Raw genomic sequence first — 26,680 nt, forward strand, 5'->3', positions numbered from 1 at the left:
GAGCGCTGGCGCGCTCGAGGCGGGGCCCTTCGGGCCCCTGATCTTCCCTCCCTCCGGGTACTCCTTCGTCGCACCCTCCGGTCAGTCCAGATCAGGGCGGGCCCCGCCCTTGGTAGGGACACATAGGTGTGGACGTACCAAGGAAGGTTTTACGCGGGCTGGCCTCGAGTCGGTTTGTGGACAAGGGCGCCGAACAGGGTGACGGAGATGTGGATGTCGCCTTGTTCGGCGCCGGCCTGTAGGTCGGCGAGGAGCTGGTCGCGGTCGGCCGGGGTGATCACCCCGCGCAGGACGGTCAGGTCCGCGATCCGGCGCACCAGGGCACCCGCGCCGACCGTGCGGTCCTGGACCAGTGCGTGCGAGCCGATCTCGTCGACCACCAGCCCGGTGCCGCTGAGCAGTCCGGCGAGCCGACGGCCCGACAGCGGATTGGTGGTCGAGGAGATCAGGGTGTCGATCACCGCGCTCACCACCCGCGGGTCGCCCGGATGGACGATCGCGGTCGCCCAATCGCAGTCCACCACCACCGCGCGACCACCGGGCCGCAGCACCCTGGCGATCTCGGCCGCCGCCCGCGCGGGCGCGGTGAGGTGCTGGAACACCCGCTCGCACAGCACCGCGTCGAAGGTGCCGTTGCCGAACGGCAGGCCGTAGGCATCGCCGGAGACGAACGCCGCGCTCGACCCGGACTCGACCGCACGGCGCTGCGCCGAGGCCAGCAGATTCGGATCCGGCTCGACGCCGACCGCGGTGCCATGGGGCCCGAGTACTTCGGCGAAGGTGAACACCTCCGATCCGGTCCCCGACCCGACATCGAGAGCGCTCTCGCCGGGCCGCAGCGCCAGCGCGGCGTGACTCCAGGCGCCGAGCGCGCGCATACCGGGTTGGGCGAGGTCCAGATCATGGGCGTCGATCAGCTGATCCCGGGCCGCTTGGTCGAAGCGGGCCGGTCGTGGGGTGTAATCGGTCATACGCACCGCCAGAGTGGGAGCAGTCCTCATGAGCATGGACTCAGAGGCTACTGGTGAAGTGTGTCACGATGAATGTATGACTCGCACGCTGTGCCTCGCGCAGGAATCCGAGGCCGACGAACTGCTCAGCACCGACGATTTCGCACTACTGCTGGGGATGCTGCTCGACCAGCAATACCCGATGGAGCACGCGTTTCGTGGGCCGCGCAAACTCGCCGAGCGCATGGGCGGATTCGATCTGCACCGCATCGCCGAAGCGGATCCGGCCGAATTCGAGGAACTCGCGGCGACCCCGCCCGCGATTCACCGCTACGGGCGGTCGATGGCGCGGCGCGCCCAGGCACTGGCCCAGTATGTGATCGAGCATTACGACGGTGTACCGGCGCGGATCTGGACCGCGGACGACCCCGATGGCAAGGAGGTGCTGCGCCGGTTGCAGGACCTGCCGGGGTTCGGGGCGCAGAAGGCGAAGATCTTTCTCGCGCTGCTCGGCAAACAACGTGGCGTGCAGCCGGACGGCTGGCGAAAAGCGGCCGGATCCTATGGCGACGAGGGGTCACGGCGCTCGGTCGCCGATGTCGTCGACGCTGAAACATTGTCGGAAGTAAGGGAATTCAAGAAGCAGGCCAAAGCCGCGGCCAAAGCTTCGAAATGAATTCATAGTTAAGATCTCGCTGCTTTTTTCCCTCGTCCTGTGGGTGGATCTGCTCGAAGCTTGCAACTCGAACAGCTCCACCAAGATGAGGGATTGGCAAGTTTATGAAGATGAGGAAGCTCGCCGTGGTTGCGGCACTCCTGACGATGGCAACCGGTGTTTCCGCGGGTACCTCTGTCGCGGCTCCGGCTGAGCAGGAAGCCGCTGCGATCAATTACTCCGCCGAGGTCGTCGACGAGTCCAAGGCCGTCATCACCACCGATGCGGGCTCGCTCGTCGTCGAAGACGGTGTCTTCAAGATCAAGGCCGCCAACGGCACCGTGGTCACCGGCACCCCGCTGAGCTTCCGCCTCGACGAGTACGAGCTCCCGATCGCGGCCGAGATCTCGGGCAACACCGCCACCCTGACCCCGCAGCTGGACCCGGCCAAGGCTGTTTACAAGCCCGTCGCACTCCCCTACGAGGACAAGGCTCCCTGGAAGACCGAGTACGAGCGTGAGCAGGCTGCCTGGAGCCGTCTGACCTCCACCATCTCCATGGGCGCCACCATCGGCACCCTCGTCGGTGGCCTCGGCGGCGCGGCCATCGGTTGCATCGCCGGTGCTGCGGCCGGCCTGGTCCTGACTGGTGCCCTGCTGACCCTGTTCGGCGCGGGCCCCCTCGCCGGCTGCGTCGCCGGTGCCGCCGCTGTCGGCTTCCTGGGTGTCATCGGCGGCCAGATCTTCGTGACCGCCCCGTTCGCGATCGGTGCTGCGATCCAGTACTTCACCACCATCTCCGCCCCTTTCACGCCCCCGGCCAAGTAGCAACGCGGGTATTCAGACCCCTTCCGGAGCCCTGGTTCCGGGAGGGGTCTTTGCCGTCTCGGGCCGACACGCGCTGCATTACGCGGGCGACGCAACGCTCTGAACTGGGGATTCGCTGTGCTACACGGCACAATTCGCCGGTTTGGCTTGGATGGGTTCGGATTCGGTGTTAACTTGATTGTTATGTCCGGTAACCACCTCACCACTCAGCGGGTCACTTACGTGACCGCCGCTCTGGGCTTGCGGTTGCCGTTGACGCGTGAACTGTGTCGTTCCTGCTCCTGCGGCTGAGTCTTTCCGGCTCCCTGGCTGCCACGTCATACGTGTAGGCAATCCCGTTGGGACAACGGGATTTCAGCAAGGAACTTCCTATGTCTGCTCCCATCATCGATCGCCCCGCCTTCCGTGCGGGCGCCGGTCGTCCTCGTGTTTCCCGCCCCGTTGTGCCGCCGGAGCTGCGGCGTAGCGACAATCCCGCCGCCGCGGTGCTACGAACCGCGGCATCGGGTCCGGTTTCGCGTGACAATGCCGCGCGCGCAACGGGTTTGAGCATCGCCACCGTGAATCGGCAAGTGGCATCACTGCTTTCGGCGGGTCTGCTGCGTGAGCGGCCCGATCTGACCGCCGCGGGTGCTGTCGGCAGGCCGCGGGTGCCGTTCGAGATCGATCACGACGCCTACCTGACGCTCGGCATCCATATCGGTGCCGAGGCAACGAAAATCGTCGCCGCTGACCTGCGGGGGCGGATCCTCGGCGGGCTTGCCATCGCCACTCCGCAGACCGGGCAGGAATTCGCGGTCACCACCGTCGCTCGCAGCGCCAAGGCGTTCCTGCAGCGGTGGCATCGGCGGACCCCGCTGTGGGCGGGTGTCGCCATCGGTGGGCGGGTGGATCCGCAGAGCGGTGTGGTCGACCATCCGAAGCTGGAATGGAAGGGCGCGCCGATCGGGCAGGTGCTCGGTGATGTGCTCGAGCTGCCGGTTTCCGTCGCACGGCACGTCGAGGCGATGGCGGCTTCGGAGCTGCTGCTGCCGACCTTCGATGCGCGCCGCCCCGAGCCCGATACCGAACTTCCCGCTGCCGAGCACGGCAGCAGCCTCTACTTCTATGTTCGTGAGACCGCGGGCATCGCCGTCACTCTCGACGGTCGGGTCCATACGCCGAGCAACGGGCCGGGGTCGATCGCGCATCTGCCGACGGGGTCCGACGTGCAGTGCACGTGCGGGCGGCGTGGGTGCTTGGAAGTGACCGTCGGTGATCGGGCGCTGCAAGCTCGGGCCGTCGGTCGCGGAATCATTCCGGCGCACAACGGGACCGCTGGGACGACGATCAACGATCTGTATCGGGCGGCTGAGTCCGGGTCCGAGTCGGCACGGGAATTGCTCGCCGAGCGGGCCACGATGCTCGGGCAGACGGTCGCGCTGGTTCGGGACATGCTGAACCCGGACCGAGTTGTGCTGGGCGGCCAGGCTTTTACGGGATATCGGCCCGCGCTGGGACATGTGGCCCGGGCGTTCTCGCAGAGCACCCAGTTGGCCGCTACCGATATCCGGATCAGCGGATTCGGCGGGAAGGTACAGGAATTCGCCGCGGTGGTTACTTCGCTGAGCGCGCTGTACGCCGACCCGTTGGCGGCTATCCGCCGGGTTTAGGTCCGTCCCGAACCCACCGATCACGCAAGAACACGGGTAACTCCCCAACCACCTCCCAGCCGTTGCGCACATGACGCAAGGCCGGGAGCTGACAGAAGCGCTCCCCGCTCCCCGCTAAATCCGCGGAGCGGCGGAACTGCAAGCGCCTTCCAAAGCCGTGATGAAGAAGGGGAATTGGGAGGCGAAGCGGTGGAGATTGGGGTCTCGGTCGTAGCCGGCGAACCAGTAGAGGCCCGGTTGTGAGTCGGCTGCGGGGTTCATGTCGCGGAAGGTGCGGATCCAGTTGTCCGCTCGGCCGCTGATCACCGTGTAGGGGAGGGCGCGGGAGAAGATCGTTTCCTGGTCGATAGCGGGGATGCGGTCGCGGGTGACGGTGTCGAGGCCGCGGTGCATGGCGCGGATTCGGCCTGCGACGGTGTCGCCGAGGGGGGTTCGGGTGGGGAGGTAGTTGGGGAGCAGCATCGCCGCGCCGCCTGCCAGGGCGATGGCTACGCCTACCAGGGCGTGGCCCGCGGTCAGTGCGAGTGCGACCGTGATGATCAGGCCGAGGGCGATCAGGGCGGCGCCGATCCAGCGGGGGAGGGCACGCTGCTTCGGGTCGGCGAAGGCACCGGTGGCGACGGCGTCGTTGCGCATGGCGGTGCGGATCGTTTCCAGGTGCAGGCGGCCGGGGGCGCGCAGTTCGCGGACGGCGACGGTGTCGGTGCCCTCGGGGAGCAGCATGTCGTAGACGGTGCGTTCGTAGTCGCGCAACTGGTCGTCGGGGGCGTTGACGCGGCTGATCCGCCAATCGTCCTCGCCACGCGCGTTCACCGGGGTGATCCACAGATAGCGCCGGACGGCGAGATCGACGACGGTGGCGGCGATGTCGACCGGGTCGGCGTGTTCGTCGATGATCAGGCCCGCCTCGCCGGGGAGCACGCCATCGGGGGAGGTGAACTCGACGCGGCCGCCCTGCTGGATCAGCGGATCGAAGGCATCGCTGCCCGCGACCGCGGCGGCGGCGCGCTTGCGCGCCAGCAGCACGTAGGCGACCATGCCCGCCAAGGCCAGCAGGAAAGCGCCGAATGCGGCGAGCACGGGCGTGGTGAAGGCGAACGGACCCGTACCTCCGCCGCGCACATCGGCATTCGCGGGCACGGTGCCGGGGGGCATCTGCAAGGTGAGGTCGATGGCATCGCCCTTGCGCAGGTCGGTCTGGTGCAGGTAGAGCACGCCGTCGGGTTCGGTGTGGACATCGGCGCACGGCTTGGCATTGCCCGCGGCGCCGAGTTTGCAGTCCACGATGCCCATTTGGAAACTCGGGCTGATCACCGAGACGTCGAGCACGGCGATGTCGGCGTTGAGTACGCCCAGCCAGTGGAACACCTGTGTGCCGGGCATATCGGAGACGGTGTTGTGCACCGTATACGTGAACTTCGATTCGCCCGGCTTGGCCTCGACGACGAACTGGTCGTTCACGGTGGTCGCGGTGCCCGCACCGGTTGCGGTCACATCGGTGACCTTGAAGACCCGCTCGACATCGTCACCGACCTTCAGGCGCAGCGGCAGCGACATCGTGAAATTTCCCTCGGCAGGCACCGAGACAGTTTCGATGACCTCGAGCACACCGGTTTCGGTGAGCGTGAGGTCGGCGGTGATCGAAACACCGGTGGTCTCGGGCTGCGTGTGGGCTACCGGCGCGGCCACGAGCAAACCCGCCGCAGCGAGCAGCAGCGCGCCCGCGGCGCCCCCCCGAAAAGTCAGCATGGGTGCTTACTCTAGACAGCTTGCTATTCTGCGTCAGCGGCTGTCGACGACTCATGAGACGAGGGGGGTACGGGGGAGTGACTCAACCACCGTACGGTTATGGGCCGAACGGCCCAGGTGGACGACCGGTTCCACCACCCCCTGGCTATGGTCCGCCCCCGGGATATCGGCCACAACCGGGATACGGGCAGCCCGGTTATCCACAGCCTCAGGGTTATCCACAGGGTTACGGGCAGCGTCCGGCGTATGGTCCGCCGCCGGGATATCGCCCGCCGCCCATGCCCTACGGCCCGCCGGGCAGGCCTACTCCGCCGCCGCGTAAGCGCGGTGGTGGCTTCACCTCGGCAATCCTCGTGGTCATCTTCCTGCTGGTCGGCGGCCTGGTGAAATACGCTGTCAACACCGGCGTAGACCTCGGCATCGGCGCGATCGGCCCCAAACCGACCACCACCTACACCCCTACGCCCGGTACCGCGCCGGCCGCGACCGGCGACAACCCGCTGCTCACCGACTCCGACGGCACCCTGGTCCCGGCATCGTGCAACTACGCGCCGTGGGGCACCCAGGTCGACAAGGCACGCGCCTTCTTCGAATCGGCCGCGACGTGCCTCGAATCGGCGTGGAAACCGCTACTGGCGGCGAACAATCTGCCCTTCGAGTCGCCGACGCTCAACATCACCGCGACCACCGACGGCATCAGCACCCCGTGCACCGGATCGACGAGTAACTTCGCCGCCTTCTACTGCCCGGCGAACAAAACCATCTACATGCCGATCAGCCAGCTGCAGACCGAGCAGTTCCGCGACAACTGGGTCGTGTACCTGTCGGTGTTCGCGCACGAGTACGGCCACCACGTGCAGGCCCAGTCGGGCATCCTGCGCAAGGCCAACAGCGAGCGTGTCGATGCGGGCGCCCGCTCGGCCAAGGGCCTGGAGCTCTCGCGCCGAGTCGAGTTGCAGGCCAACTGTTTCGACGGCATGTTCATCGCCTCCTCGAAGGGCGGCGGTGCGCTGACCTCGTCGCAGGTCACGGTCGCCACCAAGGATTCCTACGGCCGCGGTGACGGCCCCGGCGACATGCGCGACCACGGCACCGCCGAGCACGGCGGCCAGTGGTTCGAAACGGGCCTCAACCGCAACCTCACAGCTCAGTGCAACACCTTCACAGTGTCCGCGAGCGAAGTGAACTAAGGCTGTCCCGCCTCTCCGGGCCTTCTGGCCGGACTCGTGTGCCACACCGGTAGCGTTGGCGGCCGACGGTGTGGTGCGGGGTGAGTTGGCCCGTTCCCGGTGAGTTACCCATGTCCGTGCGTGATCAGTTGTCAGGTGATTGATGTATCCCCCGCCTCCTCCTCAGCCGCCCTATGGCAGGCCCATGCCGCCGCCGTATGGCGGGCAGATGCCGCCGCCCTACGGCGGGCAGATGCCACCGTATGGCCGGCCCGCGATGGCGCCCTACGGTAGGCCGTTGCCGCCGCCGTACGGCTATGCGCCGCAGGGGTATCCGCCGCCGCGTGGGGGTGGATCGGGGGCGGTCGGTGCGGTGCTGACGGTGTTGACCGTGTTCGGGGTCATCGGGTTGCTGATTGCCGCGGTGACGCTGTCCGATCAGAGCTCGCCGGGCTCGGTCGCCAAGACGACGCCGCCGAGTTTCACCTACAGCTCGAATTCGCCGGTGCCGACCACGAATCCGACGACGGCGCGAGCGACGACATCGCGCAGTGCGGCCCCGACCACAACCAAACCCGCAGGGCCGCAACCTGTTATCGCTCTCGATCAGCATCCGTTGTTCAAGAACGACGACGCGGGCTTGACCAACATGGACTGCGATCTGCCACGCTGGTCGACCAACGCGGCAGTGGCCAAGGCCTTCTTCGCGGCGGCGCAGGTCTGCCTCGATCAGATGTGGCGGCCGAATCTGGCCGCGGCGAATCTGCCGTTCAAGAGCCCGGGTCTGGTTGTCGCGGAACAGCCTTCACAGCTGTCGTCGCCGTGCGGTACTTCCACCGCCGACGCGTTCTACTGCAGTGCGTCGAGCACGATCTACATGTCGACGGCGGGGTTGGTCCTGCACAACACGCCGTATCCGCCGATGGAAGCGCTATCGGTCTACGCGCACGAGTACGGCCACCACGTCCAGGGGCTCACCGGTCTGCTGCAGGCAGCCTCGAATCAGCGGCGCGATCAGGGCACGATGTCGACGAGCGGGTTGGAGACCGCGCGACGAAAGGAATTGCAGGCCAGCTGTTTCGGCGGCATGTATATCGGTTCGTCCGAGGCGGGTGGCTCCTGGACCTCGCAGGAGGGCTACGCGGCGGTGAAACACAACTACAACCGCGGTGACGGCAACGGCCGCCACCGCGATCACGGAACCCCGGACCACAACGGCAACTGGTACAACCAGGGCTACACGAAGAACCGCAACTTCCAATGCAACACCTGGCTGGCACCAGCGAATGAGGTCAGCTAGCTGCCGTAGTGGCCTTCGCCGAAGCGTCGCGGTGAACTGCCGTGCACCCCTTCGGCATAGGCGGTTTCGGCGTGCAGGGCGAAGTCGATGCCCGCTGTTTCGTCTTCCTTGCTCACCCGGAAGCCGATGATCTTGTCGATGCTCTTGCCGAGCACCCACGAGACCGCGAAGGCATAGGCCGCGACCACGAGTACCGCCACGAGTTGCTTGCCGAGCTGGGCGAAGCCGCCGCCGTAGAGCAGGCCGTTCACGCCGCCGGTCATCACCTGGGTGGCCAGCAGGCCGATCAGGACGGTGCCGACGATGCCGCCGACGAAGTGCACGCCGACCACGTCGAGCGAATCGTCGTAGCCCGCCTTGTGTTTCCAGCCGACCGCGAAGGCACACACCACACCGGCGGCCAAGCCGACGACTACCGAACCGAGGGTGTTCACCACGCCGCAGGACGGGGTGATCGCGACCAGACCGGCCACCACACCCGAGGCGGCGCCGAAGGTGGTCGGCCTGCCGTCGCGGAGCTGTTCGACGAGGAGCCAGCCGAGCATGCCGAGGCTGCCCGCGACCAGGGTGTTCAGGAAAACCGCCGCCGCCGTGCCGGTGGCGCCCAGCGCGGAGCCCGCGTTGAAACCGAACCAGCCGAACCACAGCAGACCGGCGCCGAGCAACACGAACGGCAGGTTGTGCGGACGCATCGCATCGATGTTGAAACCGATCCGCGGCCCGAGGACCAGGGCCAAGGCCAAGGCCGAAGCACCGGAGGCGATCTCGACCACCAGGCCGCCCGCGTAGTCGAGCGCGCCGAAATTCAGCAGCCAGCCGTCGGGTCCCCACACCCAGTGCGCGATCGGCGCGTACACCGCCAGCGTCCACAGCGGAACGAACACCATCCAGCCCGCGAACTTGGCGCGGTCGGCGATGGCGCCCGAGACCAGGGCGGCGGTCAGGATGGCGAACGTCAGCTGGAAGGTGACGAACAACAGCTCCGGGATGGTGCCGCGGACGGAGCCGGGGTTGATCCCGGCCAGCCCGAGGTGCTCGAGATTGCCGATCAGGCCACCGCCCGCGTCGTCGCCGAAGGCGAGGCTGTAGCCGGCGACCAGCCAGACCACGGTGACCAGCGGGATTGCGATGAAGCTCATCATCAGCATGTTCAGCACGCCGGTCGAGCGCACCATCCCGCCGTAGAAGACGGCAAGTGCCGGCGTCATCAACAGCACCATGGCGGTAGCCGCGAGCAGCCAGGCAGTGGCCGCTGGGTCGATCGTTGCGGGCACGGCAACTCCTTTCACGCGTGAATGCGTTGCGAGAAAGTTACCGAACACTCACCCCGGGTGGCGGTTGCTAGGCCCGGTTTTCCTTGGCCAGTGCCCGCGCGCCGCGCTTGCCGGGAACGGGCAGGTCATCGCCGTCCGAGAGCCATTCGGCGGTGGTGAGCCAGCGGCGCTGGGCATGCGCGTCGGCCACATCGAAGAACACGCGGCGGCCGCGATCGTCGCGCGCGTCGCGGGCGAGCACCGCCCAGCTCGGCGGCTTGCCCCGGTCGGCGGTGTGTTCCACGACGAAGCCGGCGACCAGCTTGCCGACCATATTGACCGGCTTCTGCGAGACCCGATTTCCGTATTTCGCGGTGTGCCAGCGCCGGGCCGGGCACAGCGAACCCGGGCTCGCGTTCGAGGCGATCCAGCCCGCGCGCTGCGCCCGTTCGATCAGCCACAGATGCTTGACCGCCGACGGCGCTATCGCACCCACCCGTTCGGCGATGAGCTCGCACACCTCGGTATCGGCGAGGATGTCGCGCCTGGTCGGCCCGATATTGTGGTCGGTCCAGTGCGCGGCGGCGAGGCGGGCGAGGATGCGACCGAACTCGTCGATGCTGCGCTGGGCACGACGGCCGAGCCGCTCGATCCGCTCGGCCTCGCGGCGCATCTCGTTCTGCGCGGTGAGCGTGCGGATGGCCGCCATCGTTGGTACCTGCCCGCGTTCGAGCAGTTGCAGGATGGCGTCGGCTGTCGCCGGGTCGGCCGCGGCCGCGACGGGTAACGAGTCGCGTTTGATGTCGAAGTCTTGTGGGCTGATCGCCCGGCTCAGTAGCCCGACCGCGGCATTGTCGCCAGCGAAGTCGGTGTGGGCCAGCCAGGCGGTTGCGATGTCATCACACGACAGCACGGTGAAACGTTCCTCCGGTCGATGCGGTGGGGGAGCGATCGGTGCGCGAAGGTTGTGCCCCGGTCGGGATGAGGGACCGGCCGGGGTCACCAACCTGATGAAGGTTTGGCCACCGAAGTTGCCGAGACCCACGGTAGCCAGACACTTGCGCCGCTGTCACGACCGTTCATGGTTTCGTTACATCCAGTAAGAGGCCGTCAATCAGGGAATAGGTACGTATTTCTGGTGCAACCAGGATCGACGGATTGGTCGATGGTGGATTAGCCGCTCGGATGGCAGTCGATAGCTCGGCTGTTGCACCTACAGGACCGCTTTGCTCCTACGCTTCAGACCGCCCAATTCAATGTGATTTGCATCACAACTTGGTCATTGCTTCGTTACCGCGTTACCGCACAGTGCCAGCCGCCGATAAACCCTGTCGGACGCTCTCGGTAGCCTGTGGGTCGTGGCTCTGTACCGGAAGTATCGACCGGCGACATTCGCGGAAGTAGTGGGTCAGGAGCACGTCACCGACCCGCTGAGTACAGCGCTGGATACCGGACGGATCAGCCACGCGTACCTGTTCTCCGGGCCGCGTGGCTGCGGTAAGACCTCGTCGGCTCGCATCCTTGCGCGATCGTTGAACTGCGTGGACGGACCTACCTCGACACCGTGCGGTACCTGCTCGTCGTGTGTGGCGCTCGGGCCCGGCGGGTCGGGCAATCTCGACGTCATCGAGCTCGACGCGGCCAGTCACGGTGGTGTCGACGACACCCGTGAGCTGCGTGACCGCGCGTTCTACGCGCCCGCCGAATCGCGCTATCGCGTGTTCATCGTCGACGAGGCGCACATGGTCACCACGGCCGGTTTCAACGCGCTGCTCAAGATCGTCGAGGAACCGCCCGCCCACCTGATCTTCATCTTCGCCACCACCGAGCCCGACAAGGTGCTGCCGACGATTCGCTCACGCACGCACCACTATCCGTTCCGTCTGCTGCCGCCCGCCACCATGCGCGGACTGCTCGGCAAGATCTGCGAGCAGGAACACGTGCCGGTGGAGGAGGCGGTGTATCCGCTGGTGATCCGTGCCGGTGGTGGTTCACCACGCGACAGCCTGAGTGTGCTCGACCAGCTGCTCGCGGGTGCCGGACCCGACGGTGTCACCTACCCGCGCGCGGTCTCGCTGCTCGGCGTCACCGATGTGGCGTTGATCGACGACGCCATCGACGCGCTGGCCGCCAATGACGGCGCCGCCCTGTTCAATACCGTCGACCAGGTGATGGAAGCGGGCCACGACCCGCGGCGGTTCGCCGTCGACCTGCTCGAACGACTGCGCGACCTGATCCTGCTGCGTGCGGTCCCCGATGCCGCCGACCGCGGCCTGGTCTCCGGTCCTGGCGACGTGCTGGAACGGATGCGCGACCAGGCCGAACGTCTCGGCCCCGCCACCCTGACCCGCTACGCCGAACTCCTGCACGAGGGCCTCGGCGAGATGCGCGGCGCCACCGCCCCGCGCCTGCTCCTCGAAGTGATCTGCGCCCGCATGCTCCTGCCCTCGGTCTCCGACACCGAGTCGGCGACCCTGCAACGGCTGGAACGCCTGGAACGCGGATTCGCCGGTGGATCGGTCTCCGCTCCGGCCCGTCCTGGCCCCGCCGCGGGTGAGCCACCCGCCGAACGTCCGTCCGCGCCCTCGTCGAGCGGCCGTCGCGGCGCGGAACTTCTCGCCGCCGCCCGCGCCGAGAAGGAAGCGGCGACCGGCGGTTCGCCGGCACCCGTCGCCGCGAGCCCCGTTGTCGCGGAACAGAAGCCCCCCGCCACGGCGCAGGCGATTCCCGCACCGAGCGTGGCGTCGACTGAGCCCGCGCCGCTCACTGAGTCCGCACCGCCGTCGCCCGCGCCGCCCACACCCACGCAGTCAGCGCCGCCCGTGCAGGCCCGCACTGTGTCCGAGCCGCCCGCGCAGTCCGCACCGCCTGTGTCTGCCGGGCAGTCCGCATCGCCTGTGTCTGCCGGGCAGTCCGCATCGCCTGTGTCTGCCGGGCAGTCCGCATCGCCTGTGTCTGCCGGGCAGTCCGCATCGCCTGTGTCTGCCGGGCAGTCCGCATCGCCTGTGTCTGCCGGGCAGTCCGCATCGCCTGTGTCTGCCGGGCAGTCCGCATCGCCTGTGTCTGCCGGGCAGTCCGCATCGCCTGTGTCTGCCGGGCAGTCCGCATCGCCTGTGTCTGCCGGGCAGCCCGCACCATCAGTCGGTTCCGGGCAAGGCGCCAGCGGTGATCCTTCGGAAAAGGTTGGCCCCCAACGACTTTCAGCCGATGTTCCCCCGGCCGAAACGGGCAGCTCCGCGCAGTCCGGCGCAACGATTCGATCGGAAAGCTCTGGCCCCGGGCAGTTCTCGGGAACGCCGCCCGAAACCGGCTCACGCCGCGCTGAGGTCGAACCGGTACCGGAAGCGGCAGCACCCCAGGCGGATTCGTCGGCTCAGCCGGAACCCGAGCTCGCTGACGCCGATGTGTCGTCGCCGGTCGAGGCTGCACCAGTGCAGGCGCAGTCGCAGGTCAGGGCGGCGCAGCCGCCGGCGCCCACCGAGGATCTGGTCGGCATCGTCGACGCCGCGTGGCCGGAGATCAAGGGCCGGGTGCGGGAGTTCGGTGCCACTTTGCAGGCATTGTTGTCGGGGGCGGCCGTGTCGCGGGTCGATGGCGACGTGATCGTTTTCGCGCATCAGAGTGCGCCGTTGGCGCAGCGGTTGTCCGATCCGCGCAATATCGATGCGGTGCGTTCAGCTGTGCGAGCTGTGCTCGGGCGTGAACTGGATGTGCGCTGGGAGACCGGAGCACCGGCGCCGCGATCCGCGCCCGCCGCCAAGGCCGGGGTGGCACGGGGGACGGGAAGTCCGCAGAGCAAGCCCGCGGGGCGGCCGAAGTTCTCGCGGCCGAGTCAGGCGGGGGGTAACCCGTCGTCGGGCCGGGCGAACCGGCCCTCCGACGATGACATCCCGCCGCCCGATTTCCCTGACTTACCCGATGATCCCGGTCCGGACGACGGGTCCGAGTTCCGTTCCGGTGCCGATTCCGCGCGCAGCGCCGCCGTTCTCGCCCCGCCGACCCCAGAGGAAGAACGGGAGATGCTGGCCGCCGCCGCGGTGCCGGTGGCTCCCGGTGACCGTCAAGACCCGGACGAGGTCGCTCTGGCGTTGCTACGTGAACAGTTCGGAGCAAAGAGTCTGGATGGTTGACAGTCACCGTCCGTACCGCGTTAAGTTAACCGGAGTTCGCACACCACGGTAGTATGAACGGGTGGCCGGGATCACCGGAGGGGCATGGCTCTATGCTCCGCTGGTGCTTGCCGGGATTTGTACGGCGCCGAGGCGATCGGTCATGGCGTTCGTGCGGCCACCGCACCCCAAGGAAGGAAACACTCCGATATGACCACAGAGGCCTACATCTACGAGGCCATCCGCACTCCGCGCGGCCGCGGCAAGAAGAACGGCTCGCTGCACTCGGTCAAGCCGATCGATCTGACTGTTGGTCTGATCCAGGAGCTGCGTGGCCGCTTCCCGAACCTCGACGAGGATCGGATTTCCGACATCATCCTCGGCGTGGTGACGCCCGTCGGTGACCAGGGCATGGACATCGCCCGCACCGCCGTGACCGCCGCAGGCCTGCCCGACACCGTCGGTGGGTTCCAGCTCAACCGCTTCTGTGCTTCCGGCCTCGAGGCAGTGAACCTGGCCGCGCAGAAGGTCCGCTCGGGCTTCGACGATCTGGTGATCGCCGGTGGCGTCGAGTCGATGTCGCGCGTGCCGATGGGCTCCGACGGCGGCGCCTGGGCGCTCGACCCGGCCACCAACTACGACGGCTACTTCGTGCCCCAGGGCATCTCGGCCGACCTGATCGCCACCATCGAGGGCTTCTCCCGCGACGATGTCGACGCCTACGCCGTGCGCTCGCAGGACCTGGCCGCCGCGGCGACCACCGGCGGCTACTTCGCCAAGTCGATCGTGCCGGTCAAGGACCAGAACGGCCTCGTCGTGCTCGACAACGACGAGCACATGCGTCCCGGCACCACCGCCGCCGACCTCGGCAAGCTGAACCCGGCCTTCGCCGGTATCGGTGAGATGGGTGGCTTCGACGCTGTCGCGCTGCAGAAGTTCACCTACATCGAGAAGATCAACCACGTCCACCACGGTGGCAACAGCTCGGGCATCGTCGACGGCGCCGCCCTGCTGCTGGTCGGCAACGAGGACGCGGGTAAGGCCTCCGGCCTGACCGCGCGTGCCCGCGTCGTCGCGACCGCCACCTCCGGTGCGGACTCCACCATCATGCTGACCGGCCCCACCCCGGCCGCCAAGAAGGCGCTGGCCCTGGCCGGTCTGACGATCGAGGACATGGACCTCGTCGAGATCAACGAGGCCTTCGCCTCCGTGGTGCTGAAGTTCCAGAAGGACCTCAACGTTCCGGACGAGAAGCTGAACGTCAACGGTGGCGCGATCGCGATGGGCCACCCGCTGGGTGCCACCGGCGCGATGATCACTGGCACGGTGCTCGATGAGCTGGAGCGTCGCAACGCCCGCTACGGCCTGATCACGCTGTGCATCGGTGGCGGCATGGGTGTTGCCACCATCATCGAGCGCGTCTGATCCCCACCGACTTTCACTTCTCACAGGAGAGAACGAAAACTTATGACTGACAACATCATCGGCTGGGAGAAGGACGCCGACGGCGTGGTCGTCCTCACCATCGACGACCCCAGCCAGGGCGCCAACACCATGAACGACGCGTACCTCGCGTCGATGAAAGCCACCGTCGATCGGCTCGAGGCCGAGAAGGACGACATCACCGGTGTCATCCTCACCTCGGGCAAGAAGACCTTCTTCGCCGGCGGCGACCTGAAGAACATGATGAAGGTCGGCCCGGAAAACGCGGCCGAGGTCATCCAGATGGTCACCGACGTCAAGGCACCGCTGCGTCGCCTCGAGCAGCTCGGCAAGCCGGTCGTCGCCGCCATCAACGGCGCTGCCCTCGGTGGCGGCCTGGAGATCGCGCTGGCCACCCACTACCGCATCGCGGCCGACGTCAAGGGTTCGGCCATCGGCCTGCCCGAGGTCAGCCTGGGTCTGCTGCCCGGCGGCGGTGGCGTTGTCCGCACCGTGCGCATGCTCGGCCTGCAGAACGCGCTGATGCAGGTGCTGCTGCAGGGCCAGCGTCACCGCGTCACCAAGGCCAAGGAAATCGGCCTGATCGACGAGGTCGTGTCCTCGGTCGAGGAGCTGCTGCCCGCCGCCAAGGCGTGGATCGCGGCCAACCCCGAAGCGGCCCAGCCGTGGGACAAGAAGGGCTACCGGATCCCCGGCGGCACCCCGTCCACCCCGGCCTTCGCGGCGAACCTGCCCGCGTTCCCGGCCAACCTGCGCAAGCAGATCAAGGGCACCAACATGCCGGCGCCGCGGGCCATCATGGCCGCCGCGGTCGAGGGTGCGCAGGTCGACATCGACAACGCGCTGACCATCGAGGGCCGTTACTTCACGAGCCTGCTGACCGGCCCGGTCGCGAAGAACATGATCCAGGCGTTCTTCTTCGACCTCAACCACATCAACGGTGGCGGCTCGCGTCCGTCGGTCGAGGATGTGCCCAAGCGTGACATCAAGAAGATCGGTGTTGTCGGCGCGGGCATGATGGGCGCGGGCATCGCCTACGTCTCCGCCAAGGCCGGGTACGAGGTCGTCCTCAAGGACGTCGAGCTCGCCAACGCCGTGAAGGGCAAGGGCTACGCCGAGGCCATCGAGGCCAAGGCACTCTCGCGTGGCAAGACCACCCAGGAGAAGTCCGACGCGCTGCTGGCTCGCATCACCCCGACCGCGGACGCCGCCGACTTCAAGGGCGTCGACTTCGTGATCGAGGCCGTGTTCGAGAACCCCGAGCTCAAGAACAAGGTCTTCCAGGAGATCGAGGACATCGTCGACGCCGACGCGCTGCTCGGCTCGAACACCTCGACCCTGCCGATCACCCTGCTCTCCGAGGGTGTGAAGCGCTCCGAGGACTTCATCGGTATCCACTTCTTCTCCCCCGTGGACAAGATGCCGCTGGTGGAGATCATCAAGGGCAAGAACACCTCCGACGAGGCGCTGGCCCGGGTGTACGACTACACCCTCGCCATCAAGAAGACCCCGATCGTCGTCAACGACAGCCGTGGCTTCTTCACCTCGCGCGTGATCGGTACCTTCATCAACGAGGCCATCTCCATGGTCGCCGAGGGTGTCGACCCGGCCACCGTCGAGCAGGCCGGTCTGCAGGCGGGCTACCCGGCCGCGCCGCTGAAGCTCAGCGACGAGCTGAACTTCACCACCATGCAGAAGATCTACAAGGAGACCCAGGCGGCCATCGTCGCCGCGGGTGGCGAGCTGAACGCGGCCTCCTCGGAGACCGCCAAGGTCCTCGACACCCTGGTCGACAAGTACGACCGCAAGGGCAAGCTGGGCGGTGCGGGCTTCTACGACTACGTCGACGGCAAGGCCACCGGCCTGTGGGACGACCTGCGTGAGATCTTCAACTCGAGCCGTGAGCTCCCGGAGGGTGTCACCTTCCAGGACCTCAAGGACCGGATGATGTTCGCCGAGGCCATCGAGACCCAGAAGTGCTTCGACGAAGGCGTGCTCACCAGCACGGCCGACGCGAACATCGGCTCGATCTTCGGCATCGGCTTCCCGGCCTGGTCGGGTGGCTCGCACCAGTTCATCGTCGGCTACCCCGGTGGCCAGGAGGCCTTCGTGGCCCGCGCCGACGAGCTGGCCGCGAAGTTCGGCCCGCGTTTCGAGGTCCCGGCCTCGCTGCGCAAGTAAGTAGGTAGTTCCGGTTTCGCGCCGGTTCGCCGACGCCCGCCACCTCACTGAGGTGGCGGGCGTTCGTTCGTTGTCAGCGTTTGGCGTAGTCGGCGAAGCCCTGCCAGTCGAGCATCACGCACGGCTCGTCGCCGACGACCCACGCGTCATGGCCGGGGGCCGCGATCATCACATCGCCGGGGCCGAATTCCTGCCGTTCACCGTCGTCCATTTCGACCACGAGCCGTCCGGACAGGCAGTAGCCGATGTGCGGGGCCTGGCAGCTGTCGGTGCCCGCGATCGGCTTCACGTGGTCGCTCCATCGCCACCCCGGTTCGAAAACAGCACGGCCGACCGGACCGCCTTCGAGGTTGACCAGGTCGAGACGACCTTTACCTTGCTCGAACGGCCGGGTTTCCTCGGGCGCGTCGAAACTCATACGTACCAGCGCGGACATGACATCTCGCTTCTGCTCGGGTGATGAGCGGTCATGTCGTGGTCCACCGTGTGGAAGCCTGCACGGCCCACGGCGGCGCCCATCAAGGAGTTAAGTCTTCGCTGATTCGAGGAGGGGCGCAAGAGTCGCTAACGGAACAGGATCGCCCCGATGATGTCGGTGTGGCGGTACTTCAGATACTTCTCCACGAGTGCCGAATCGACCGCCGAAGTCGCGGTCGCGAGCGTGACCACCACGAATTCCTTCTCCGCGCCCGCCTTCCATTTGCCGGTCGCGAAGTCGTCGATCACGGTGCCTGGCCGCACGTTCAGGTCCTTCTGCTCGATCTGCGAGGCGGCGGCCTCGGCGGCGGCGGCATCGCGCATGCCCAGCACGAACTGGGTGATCTTCACGCCGCCGCCTTCCGCGGACAGCACCATCTCCGCGGCGTACTGACACCCGAGACCGGTGAGCCTGCCGCCCTTTTCGATCGCCGCGCACCCGTCGTGATCGCGCCCCTCCACCCAGTCGGCATGCATTTCGACGCCGCCCATCTTGAAGTTCCACGGACCTTCGTAGTCGGCATAGCTCAACCGCGCACCCGGCTTGGGCCTCGGTTTCGCCGTCGTCGTCGTCGGTTTCGTGGAGGTGGTGGCCGGGGCCTTCGCATTCGCCGACGCGGCCACTGCGGTACCCGCGACCCCCTCCCGACCGACCGATATGAGCAGCCCGGTACCGACGATCAACCCGGCGATCGCCACCAGCGCGATGACCAACCACCCGGCTTTGGACTTCGGTGGCGGTTCGAGCGGCGCGATCTCCTGCGCATAGGCACTCGGCCCGGGACCGTATGCACCGGGCTGCCCCCACGGCGCCGGATTCTGTTGCCCCGATGGATACGTCATTACTGCTCCCCCCATTGCTGCCCCGGCGCTCCCCGTCGCCCGAGTTCCTACCGTCGACTCTACTGCTGTGTTGGCGGCCGCATGCGCGGTGGTACTGCTCGCCGATGTGCTGGCAATTGTGGCGTTGTCTCAAGAGGTTCTTGCAACTGCTGGCATTCATCCAGCGAACATCGGTGGAAGTCCGCTAGCAACGGAACCCGGCGGCCGTCACAGTACATGCGATCTGTGTTCCACATTACTTCTCGGACGACTCTGAGCCGTTCGACCGGCGGCGCCGGAGGAGGGGCTCTCGCGATTCGATACCAATGTGACACTGTGTAACCCAAGCGTTAGCAACCGAGAAATTGGGCTCTGCTGAAACCGATTTAGTCGGGGAGCGTGTGCTATCGGGTGGCCAGGGCGTGGCGACTTCGTCGAGTCGTCGTTCGTGTGCCTGGTGTTCACCCGTGTGTGTGGTTGGGTGGATAACATACGTGGACATGGGACTTCGTATAGCGGTCGGTGTTGTCGGGGCGATGGTGATGGGGATGGCCGCCCCGGGGGCGCAGGCTCTGCCGGTGGCTGAGGTTCGGGTGTTGGGGGAGCGGGTTGTGGAACATGATCTGGATTTTCGGGGGACGGTGGTCGGCGGGTTGTCGGGGATCGACTATCTGGCAGCCAGTGGGGAATATGTATTGATCAGTGATGACCGGTCGGATAAGGGGCCTGCCCGGATTTATACGGCGCGGATTCCAGTGGGTGACATGGGTGTCGGGCCGGTGAGTTTTACCAGTACTTCGCCTTTGCGGCTGGCGGCCGGGACGGTATATCCGCCGAAGTCGGTGGATCCGGAGGATATTCGGGTCGATCCGTGGACGGGTGATTACTTGTGGACCCAGGAAGGCGAACGGTCGGGCCCGCTCGCGGATCCGTCTGTGCAGATTGTGCGGCCCGACGGAACTTTTGTGGCCCAGTTGCCGATTCCGGAAAACTTACGGATGCAGCCTGATTCGGGGCCTCGGCAGAATCAGGCGCTCGAGGGGGCGACGTTTGCGGCGGGTGGGGCGTTGATCGTGACCGCGATGGAGGGGCCGCTGCGCGAGGACGGGCCGGGGGCCACGACGACGGCAGGGGCTACGACGCGGATCACCGTGCAGGCCAGGATCGGGCCGGTGCTGGCGCAGTACGCGTATCCGATGGAACCGGTGTTCGCCGAGTCCCGGCCGGAGCCGGGACAGGTGACCAACGGGGTAACAGCGATCCTGGTCGAGGATGCGCTCGATCCGACTCGATTTCTGGTGGTGGAGCGGGCTTTCGCCAAGGGCGTGGGAAATCGGGTACGGATCTTCGAGATCGACACGACGGTCGCGAGCAACGTGCTCGACGCGCCGATCGCGGGCGCTCGCCCGGTCGCGAAACGGCTCGTCGCCGACCTCACCGACCTGGGGATCGAGGCGGTCGGCAACATCGAAGGAATGACATGGGGTCCGCACTTGCCGTCGGGTGAACGCACGTTGGTGCTGGTCGCGGACGACAACTTCGCGCCCGAACAGCGCACGCAGCTGATCGCGCTCGCCGTGCGCTGAACGGGCGGTTGGGACAACCGTTGCCGCCACAGCGTCGAATCTCCACCCGATAGTCGCCGGATCGCGCTAGCTTGGATATGTGCGGTGATGTCGGTGACGGCCCCGCATACCGACCGAAACGCCGGTGACGCCGATGGTGAGAGGTGGTCACATGGATCCGGAGCAGACGCGTATGCAGCGCGGGCTGTCGGAGGAGGCGCCGGTCGGGTCGAATACGCAGCGGTCGGCGGCGCCGGGGCTGCCCGACGAGGCCGTGATCGCCGAACTCGATGCCATGGGGCTCACGGGAGCCAAGGAGATAGGGCGCGGCGGATTCGGCGTGGTGTACCGGGCATTGCAGCCTGCGCTGGATCGCGTGGTCGCGGTGAAGGTGCTGTCCTCGGAGATCGATGTGGAGAGCCGGGAACGGTTCCTGCGCGAGGAACAGGCGATGGGCAGGCTGTCGGGTCACCCGAATATCGTCGACATCCTGCAGGTCGATGTGACCGAGACCGGACTCCCACTGATCGTGATGCCGTACTGCTCGCGCGGCTCGCTCGAGCGCCTCATCCACGATCGCGGCCCACTGACCTGGTCGGATACCTTGCGAGCGGGGGTGAAGCTGGCCGCGGCGATCGAGTCGGCGCATCGGGCGGGCATCCTGCACCGGGATGTGAAACCGGCGAACGTGCTGCTCAGCGGCTACGGGGAACCGCAACTCACCGACTTCGGCATCGCCCGGATCCCCGGCGGGTTCCAGACGTCGAGCAGCCTGATCACCGGCTCGCCCGCGTTCACCGCGCCGGAAGTACTCAAGGGCAATGAACCGACCGTTCAGTCTGATATCTATGGCCTCGGCGCGACCCTGTTCGCCCTGCTGACCGGCCACGCCGCATTCGAGCGCCAGGCGGGCGAGAAGGTGGTCGCCCAGTTCCTGCGCATCACTACCCAGAACGTCCCCGACCTGCGCGCCCAGGACATCCCCGGCGACGTGGCCTCGGTGATCGAACGCGCCATGTCCCCCGAGCCGGCCGATCGTCCGGGCTCAGCCCACGAATTCGGCGAAATGCTGCGTGAGGTCCAGCTCGCCCACGGCCAGATGCCCGACGAAATGGCACTGCTCGGCGCCGAGGAGACGACCGCCGACACACCGGAGGCCCTGAAATCCGTCACCGGCCGTCGCAGCTGGCCCCTGACCCTGCAGCCCGCGGGCGCCTCGGTGCCCATGCCGAGTAGTTCGACCGGTACCTTCCCACCGACCGCGGCCACCAAGTTCCGCCCGCCGACGCCTGCTCGCGAACCTTTCCCCCGCCAGCGGCTGCTCGATGTGCTGCGCGAGGGCGGCCAGCGCCGACTCGCCCTGATCCACGCGCCCGCCGGTTTCGGCAAGAGCACCGTCGCCACGCAGTGGCGCGCGGATCTGGCCACGCGCGATATTCCGGTGGCCTGGCTGGGTGTCGATCAGGACGACGACAGCGAGATCTGGTTCCTCGCCCATCTCATCCAGGCCATCCGCCGGGTGCGCCCCGATGTCGGCGCGGGGCTCGAGCAGGTGCTGGAGGAGCGGCCCGCCGACGCGGGCGCCTATGTGATCGCCACCCTGATCGATGAGATCCACGCGAGCGGGCAACCGGTGGTCGTCGTGGTGGACGACTGGCACCGCGTGCGCGACCCCGGCGTGCAACGGGCGATGGCGACCCTGCTCGACAACGGCTGCCACCACGTGCGGTTCGTCATCACCAGCCGCGATCAGTCCGGCCTGCCGATCAGCAGGTTGCGGGTGCGCGACGAACTGGTCGAACTGGACGCCGCCGCGTTGCGGCTCACCGAATCGGAGACCCGCCAGAGCCTGGTGGAACGCAACGGTTTCGCGCTCACCGACGAGCAGGTCGAGCAGATCCACGTCGCGACCGACGGCTGGCCCGCCGCGATCCAGCTGGTGAGCCTGACGCTGCGGAGTAAAGCCGACCCGACCCAGTTGCTCGCCTCGCTCGCCGAGGGCGGGCACGGGATGCGGGAGTATCTGGCCGAGAACGTGCTCGACGCGCTGGCGCCGGAGCAACTGGAGTTCCTGATGGCGATCTCGGTGGTCGAGCGGGTGAACGGTTCGCTGGCCGGGGTGCTCGCCGACGTCGCCGATGGCGCCGCGATGCTGGCGCAGGCCGAGCAGCGTGAGCTGTTCCTCCATCGGATCCAGCACGATCCGGAGTGGTACCGCATGCAACCGCTGTTCGCCGAGCACCTGCGCGCCCGGCTCGACCGCGAACATCCCGGACGTTCGAAATCGCTGCACCGCAAGGCCGCTCGCTGGTACGCCGAGCATCAACTGCTGCGTAAGTCGGTGGATCACGCACTGGCGGCGACCGATCTCAAACTCGCCGCCGACCTGCTCGAAAGCGGCGGCATGGACCTGATCGACGGTTCCCGGCTCGCCACCCTGCTCGGCACTGTCTCGAAACTGCCTGTGCAGCAGGTGACCTCACGGTCGAAGCTGTTGATGGCCGTGGCCAGGGCGAATATGAACATGCAGCAGACGGGGACGGCCCGCAGCGCGCTCGGCAGGCTGTCGAACCTGCTGGCTCGCAGTGCGCCCGGTGCGCCGGAACTGACCGAACAGCGCTGCGTGGCGACGGTGCTGGGCGCCGCCGACCGGGTGGCCCACGATGACACCGCCGAGGTGGCCGACAGCCTGGCCGCGATCCTGGAAGAACCCGGCGACCTGCCCGCCTGGACGGTGTCGACCGCCGCCAATCTGATGTCGTTCGTTCGGCTGTGCGAATTCGACTTCGACGCGGTGACCGAGCTGCAGGATTGGGCCGCCGGCTATCACGCACAGTCGAAGGACCCGCTCGGCCCGGTCTTCGGCCTGTGCGCGCGGGGCGACGCCGCCTACGAGCAACTCGAGATCGCCGCTGCCACCGCTTCGTTCGAGCAGGCGTACGAGACTGCGCGGACCAAGGCCGGGCCGCGCTCGGACGCCGCACGGATCGCGGCCGCCCTGCTCGGCGAATTAGCTTATCGCCGTGGTGATCTGGCACTGGCCGATCGGCTGCTCGACGAGAGCCACGAGCTGGTCACCCGGGTCGGTCCGGTCGACTTCCTGATCGCGACCTTCGTGATCGGGGCCAGGGTGAAGGCCGCGCTCGGCGACCAGTACACGGCCTCGGCGCGCCTGGACGAAGGCGCGCGAGTGGCCGCGGAGAACGGATTGGCCCGCCTGGATGCCCATGTGCGGGCGGAGCGGTCCAGGCTCGGATTCCCCACCGGCGAGGACAGCTTCGTCCCCGACACCTCCGGAAACGGTGCGCGCCGCAAGAAGGGCGCCGGGGCGCTGATCGCCGAGGCACGCGCCATCGCCGATATCCGCATCCTGCTGGCCGAACAGCGGCTGCGGGCCGACGATCGCGCCGCCCGCCACGCCAGGGTGATCTACGCGAAAACGCTCGACCAAGGCCGTCCCCGCGCGGAATTGGACGCGACCCTGCTGCTCGCGGAGTGCCTCGCGTCGGCGGGCTGGGTCGGGGAAGCGACCGGGCTGGTGCTGCCGGTCCTGCGCACCTGCGCCGAACTGGGCTGGACCAGACCGCTGCTGGACGCGGGGCCGGGCGTGGTCGGCCTGCTGCACGTGTTGCGCACGCAATCCCATGACGGGCGGGAGCATCCGATCCTGCGCGAGCTGCCCGGTCACTTCCTCGACGAACTACTCGCCTGACGCGGCCCGGGTGCCCCGGGCCGCGTTCAGCGATCTACGGCTGCCACCAGGGGCGCAACGGGACATCCCAGCTGCCGTCCGAATCGAGCTTCACGCCGAGCACGTGGTGCAGCTGGATCACGTTGCGCTGGAAGCCGAGTCGACAGCCTGCCATATACAGTCCCCACACCTTCGCGGTGCCCTCGCCGACCTCGGCGACGGCCGCGTCCCAGTTGGTGACCAGGTTCTTGCACCATTCGTGCAGCGTCAGCGCGTAGTGCTCGCGCAGGTTCTCCTCGTGCAGCACTTCGAGGCCGACGTTCTGGATATCGGAGATGATGCGGCCGGACCCGATCAGCTCCCCGTCGGGGAAGACATAGCGGTCGATGAAGTCGCCCGCCTTGGTGGTGCGGGAGTTGTCGTGGCGGGTGATGCAGTGATTGAGGAACAGCCCGCCCACCCGCAGCTTGTCCTTGATGTAGCCGAAGTAGAACGGGTAGTTGTGCACGCCGATGTGCTCGGTGAGGCCGATCGAGGAGACGGCGTCGAATTCGCCCTCGGGGATGTCGCGGTAGTCGCTGTGCCTGACCTCGGCGAGCTCGCTGAGACCTTCCTCGGCGATCTTCTGCTGAGCCCAGGCGGCCTGTTCGGCCGACAACGTCGCCCCGATCACCCGCACGCCGCGGCGTGCGGCGTAGCGAACCATGCCGCCCCAGCCGCAGCCGATGTCGAGCAGCCGGTCGCCTTCCTGCAGCCGCAGCTTCTCGAAGATCAGGCGGTACTTGTTCTCCTGCGCCTGTTCGAGCGTCGAGTTCTCATCGCCGTACACCGCGCAGGTGTAGGTCATCGACGGGCCGAGGACGTACTCGTAGAATTTGTTGGAGACGTCGTAGTGGTGGTGGATCGCCTCCGCGTCGCGAGTCTTGGAGTGGCGCAAGCCTTCCAGCGCGATCCGGCGCCACCGCGGCAGCGTCTCCTGCGGCGGGGGTGCGATCGGCTTGAGCCGCTCCCAGCCCAGCGAGCGGGCGATGGTGACCAGCGACAGTGCCGAAGGACGATGGAACTTCATGTCCTGCATGGCTTTCAAGATGTCGTACGGGTCACCGGGGTGCACGCCCTCGGCGGTCATGTCACCGGCGATGTAGGCGCGCGCCATGCCGAGGTCGCCGGGGGCGCCTGCCAGGTAGTTGATGCCGCGCGGGGTCTTGATCTCGAGGGTGTAGGGCGCGTCCGCCGGGCCGGTCGCGCTACCGTCGTAGGCGGTCAGGCGGACGGGGATGTCGCCGTCTACGAGGCTCTCGACGACCTCGGCGATGTTGAGCCGGGTCCCCAGCTCTGCCAATACCTCGGATCGGTCCTTGAATGTCGTCACTTACGTTGCACCGCCTTCGAATACAGATTCAGCAGTCGTTGGTCCGGGTCGTAACGGGTCTTCAGTTCGGTATAGGTGTCGCCGCCGTAGAGCTCGGCGAACTCGGCCTCGTCGTAGTAGGAGTCCGAGTAGAGCGACTTGTGTCCGTCGAACGCGGACACGATCTTCTCGATGGCGCGGTTGGCCGCCCCTTCCGGTTGACCTCGCTCGGTCGGCACCGCCGACCAGAATCCGGCATTGACGTAGGTGCGCTGTGGCTCGAGCGGATACAGCGGCCACGGACGGGCACCGTCCGTGGCCGGCGCGTCGTCGAGCGCACGCAAGCGCAATGGGCACAACCAGATCGGCTCGATGGGTATTTCCCGCAGGAACCATTCGACGAAGTCGGCGGTGTGTTGCACCGGCACCTCGATGTCCTGCACGACGCGTTCCTGCGGGAGGTTGCCCTTGCGGGCCTGCCTGCGGTCATCGATGTGGTACTTGCGGTCGAGCGCGACCAGTTTCCAGTAGAAACTGCTGCGGCGCCGCGACTTCGGCCAGAGCCTGCGGATCTTCGGGTTCTGGGCGCCGAACGCGCGCGAGCACCAGAACCAGTCGGTGTCCCAGCGCCACAGGTAGTCGTGGATGGTCAGCCGGTCCCGTTTCACGCCATCGGTGTGCTGCAGGGAGCGGTAGAAGATGTCCATGCCGGTGTAGTCGCTGACCGGGCCCGGCTCATCGGTCTTGCGACCGAGGGTCAGGTAACTCTCGTTCGCGCTGAACACCACGCCGTCGAGGTAGTCGACATCCTCGTTCTCGAAACGCCGTTCGACGACGATCCGATCGAGTTCGGCTTCCAATTCGCGCAGGTCGTGGAAGCGCACATGCCGCAATTCCACGAACGGCAGCACGGGTTCGAGCTCGATCTTCAGCCGGACGGAGTATCCGAGCGTGCCGTAGGAGTTGGGGAAACCGTGGAACAGGCCGGCGTGCTCGCCGGTCGGTGTCGCCGTGACGATCTCGCCGGAGCCGGTCAAAATGTCCATTTCCAGCACGGATTCGTGGGGTAGACCGTTGCGGAACGAGGTCGATTCGATGCCGAGACCGGTCACCGCGCCGCCCAGGGTGATGGTCTTGAGCTGGGGCACCACCAGCGGCGCCAGCCCGTAGGGGAGGGTGGCCGCCACCAGGTCCGCATAGGTGGTCATGCCGGCGACGTCGGCCGTGCGGGCTTGCGGGTCTACCGCGATCACCTGCCCGAGGCCGGACACGTCGAGACCGGGCGCGGTGGGTGCCGCCCTGGCCCGGAACAAGTTCGATGTCTTCTTCGACAGCCGGACGACGGCACCGGGTGGGATGGCGCGATAGCTCTCCAGCAGTCGCTCCACGCCCGCTCGATGCGCGGCATATCCGGACTCGTGTGTGGCCGGTTCGTGACCAGCCCTACCCAAAAGACTCACTGCCACCCCTTTGACGCTAGTACGAC

18 protein-coding genes are annotated in these 26,680 nt (G+C 67.2%); 10 read left to right on the forward strand and 8 right to left on the reverse strand.

The annotated features are described in order from the left end of the window. Positions 1–149 precede the first annotated feature (149 nt). On the reverse strand, positions 150–1,007 hold the full coding sequence (locus tag ACTWPB_RS01300) for a methyltransferase domain-containing protein (RefSeq protein ID WP_446223928.1): 858 nt from the start codon (positions 1,005–1,007) through the stop codon (positions 150–152). A gap of 40 nt (positions 1,008–1,047) precedes the next feature. On the opposite strand from ACTWPB_RS01300, the gene ACTWPB_RS01305 reads away from it, so the two are divergent. From ACTWPB_RS01305 to ACTWPB_RS01315, 3 genes are all read left to right on the forward strand, one after another. Further along, positions 1,048–1,626 carry an HhH-GPD-type base excision DNA repair protein gene (locus ACTWPB_RS01305; RefSeq protein WP_446223929.1) on the forward strand — a complete coding sequence of 193 codons (579 nt, stop codon included), beginning with the start codon at positions 1,048–1,050 and terminating at the stop codon, positions 1,624–1,626. A 104-nt stretch (positions 1,627–1,730) separates the two neighbouring features. Beyond that, the gene (locus ACTWPB_RS01310) at positions 1,731–2,432 is read left to right on the forward strand and encodes a hypothetical protein (protein ID WP_446223930.1); all 702 of its coding nucleotides are present in this window, start codon (positions 1,731–1,733) and stop codon (positions 2,430–2,432) included. Positions 2,433–2,803: 371 nt separating this feature from the next. Continuing rightward, on the forward strand, positions 2,804–4,084 hold the full coding sequence (locus ACTWPB_RS01315; protein ID WP_446223931.1) for an ROK family protein: 1,281 nt from the start codon (positions 2,804–2,806) through the stop codon (positions 4,082–4,084). A 114-nt stretch (positions 4,085–4,198) separates the two neighbouring features. On the opposite strand, the gene ACTWPB_RS01320 is transcribed toward ACTWPB_RS01315, so the two are convergent. Next, positions 4,199–5,833, reverse strand: coding sequence for a DUF2207 family protein (locus ACTWPB_RS01320; protein ID WP_446223932.1), 1,635 nt, complete (start codon positions 5,831–5,833; stop codon positions 4,199–4,201). A 278-nt stretch (positions 5,834–6,111) separates the two neighbouring features. Between ACTWPB_RS01320 and ACTWPB_RS01325 the strand changes: the two genes are divergently transcribed. Both ACTWPB_RS01325 and ACTWPB_RS01330 read left to right on the forward strand, forming a co-directional pair. Continuing rightward, positions 6,112–7,023: a neutral zinc metallopeptidase gene (locus ACTWPB_RS01325; protein WP_446223933.1), complete on the forward strand. Its 912-nt coding sequence runs from the start codon at positions 6,112–6,114 to the stop codon at positions 7,021–7,023. A 184-nt stretch (positions 7,024–7,207) separates the two neighbouring features. Continuing rightward, on the forward strand, positions 7,208–8,302 hold the full coding sequence (locus ACTWPB_RS01330) for a neutral zinc metallopeptidase (RefSeq protein ID WP_446223934.1): 1,095 nt from the start codon (positions 7,208–7,210) through the stop codon (positions 8,300–8,302). Here ACTWPB_RS01330 and ACTWPB_RS01335 read toward each other — a convergent pair. Together ACTWPB_RS01335 and ACTWPB_RS01340 are read right to left on the reverse strand one after the other, a co-directional pair. Next, positions 8,299–9,576, reverse strand: a complete 1,278-nt coding sequence (locus ACTWPB_RS01335; RefSeq protein ID WP_446223935.1) for an ammonium transporter — start codon at positions 9,574–9,576, stop codon at positions 8,299–8,301. The two genes, ACTWPB_RS01330 and ACTWPB_RS01335, sit on opposite strands and share 4 nt — an antisense overlap. Positions 9,577–9,643: 67 nt before the next feature. Continuing rightward, positions 9,644–10,468 (reverse strand): hypothetical protein, encoded by an 825-nt coding sequence (locus ACTWPB_RS01340; protein ID WP_446223936.1) that lies wholly within the window; start codon positions 10,466–10,468, stop codon positions 9,644–9,646. Between the two features lie 445 nt (positions 10,469–10,913). Between ACTWPB_RS01340 and ACTWPB_RS01345 the strand changes: the two genes are divergently transcribed. From ACTWPB_RS01345 to ACTWPB_RS01355, 3 genes are all read left to right on the forward strand, one after another. Beyond that, positions 10,914–13,685: a DNA polymerase III subunit gamma and tau gene (locus tag ACTWPB_RS01345; protein ID WP_446223937.1), complete on the forward strand. Its 2,772-nt coding sequence runs from the start codon at positions 10,914–10,916 to the stop codon at positions 13,683–13,685. A 189-nt stretch (positions 13,686–13,874) separates the two neighbouring features. Beyond that, entirely contained in the window at positions 13,875–15,089 is a 1,215-nt protein-coding gene (locus ACTWPB_RS01350) for an acetyl-CoA C-acetyltransferase (RefSeq protein ID WP_446223938.1), read from the forward strand. Positions 15,090–15,131: 42 nt separating this feature from the next. Continuing rightward, a complete protein-coding gene (locus ACTWPB_RS01355) occupies positions 15,132–17,288 on the forward strand; it encodes a 3-hydroxyacyl-CoA dehydrogenase NAD-binding domain-containing protein (RefSeq protein ID WP_446223939.1) in 2,157 nt (718 codons plus the stop codon). A 73-nt stretch (positions 17,289–17,361) separates the two neighbouring features. Here the strand turns inward: ACTWPB_RS01355 and ACTWPB_RS01360 are convergent, their stop codons facing one another. Then, positions 17,362–17,724, reverse strand: a complete 363-nt coding sequence (locus ACTWPB_RS01360) for a cupin domain-containing protein (RefSeq protein ID WP_446223940.1) — start codon at positions 17,722–17,724, stop codon at positions 17,362–17,364. A gap of 128 nt (positions 17,725–17,852) precedes the next feature. Beyond that, a complete protein-coding gene (locus ACTWPB_RS01365) occupies positions 17,853–18,608 on the reverse strand; it encodes a hypothetical protein (protein WP_446223941.1) in 756 nt (251 codons plus the stop codon). A 521-nt stretch (positions 18,609–19,129) separates the two neighbouring features. On the opposite strand from ACTWPB_RS01365, the gene ACTWPB_RS01370 reads away from it, so the two are divergent. Both ACTWPB_RS01370 and ACTWPB_RS01375 read left to right on the forward strand, forming a co-directional pair. Then, entirely contained in the window at positions 19,130–20,173 is a 1,044-nt protein-coding gene (locus ACTWPB_RS01370) for an esterase-like activity of phytase family protein (RefSeq protein WP_446223942.1), read from the forward strand. A gap of 151 nt (positions 20,174–20,324) precedes the next feature. After that, positions 20,325–23,864, forward strand: a complete 3,540-nt coding sequence (locus ACTWPB_RS01375; protein WP_446223943.1) for a protein kinase domain-containing protein — start codon at positions 20,325–20,327, stop codon at positions 23,862–23,864. A gap of 34 nt (positions 23,865–23,898) precedes the next feature. Here ACTWPB_RS01375 and ACTWPB_RS01380 read toward each other — a convergent pair whose 3' ends face one another. Continuing rightward, positions 23,899–25,215: a class I SAM-dependent methyltransferase gene (locus tag ACTWPB_RS01380; protein ID WP_446223944.1), complete on the reverse strand. Its 1,317-nt coding sequence runs from the start codon at positions 25,213–25,215 to the stop codon at positions 23,899–23,901. Further along, entirely contained in the window at positions 25,212–26,654 is a 1,443-nt protein-coding gene (locus ACTWPB_RS01385) for an FAD-binding oxidoreductase (protein ID WP_446223945.1), read from the reverse strand. Before ACTWPB_RS01385 ends, ACTWPB_RS01380 begins: the two co-directional genes overlap by 4 nt. Positions 26,655–26,680 lie beyond the last annotated feature (26 nt).

It is taken from the genome of Nocardia sp. IBHARD005, from assembly GCF_052814245.1.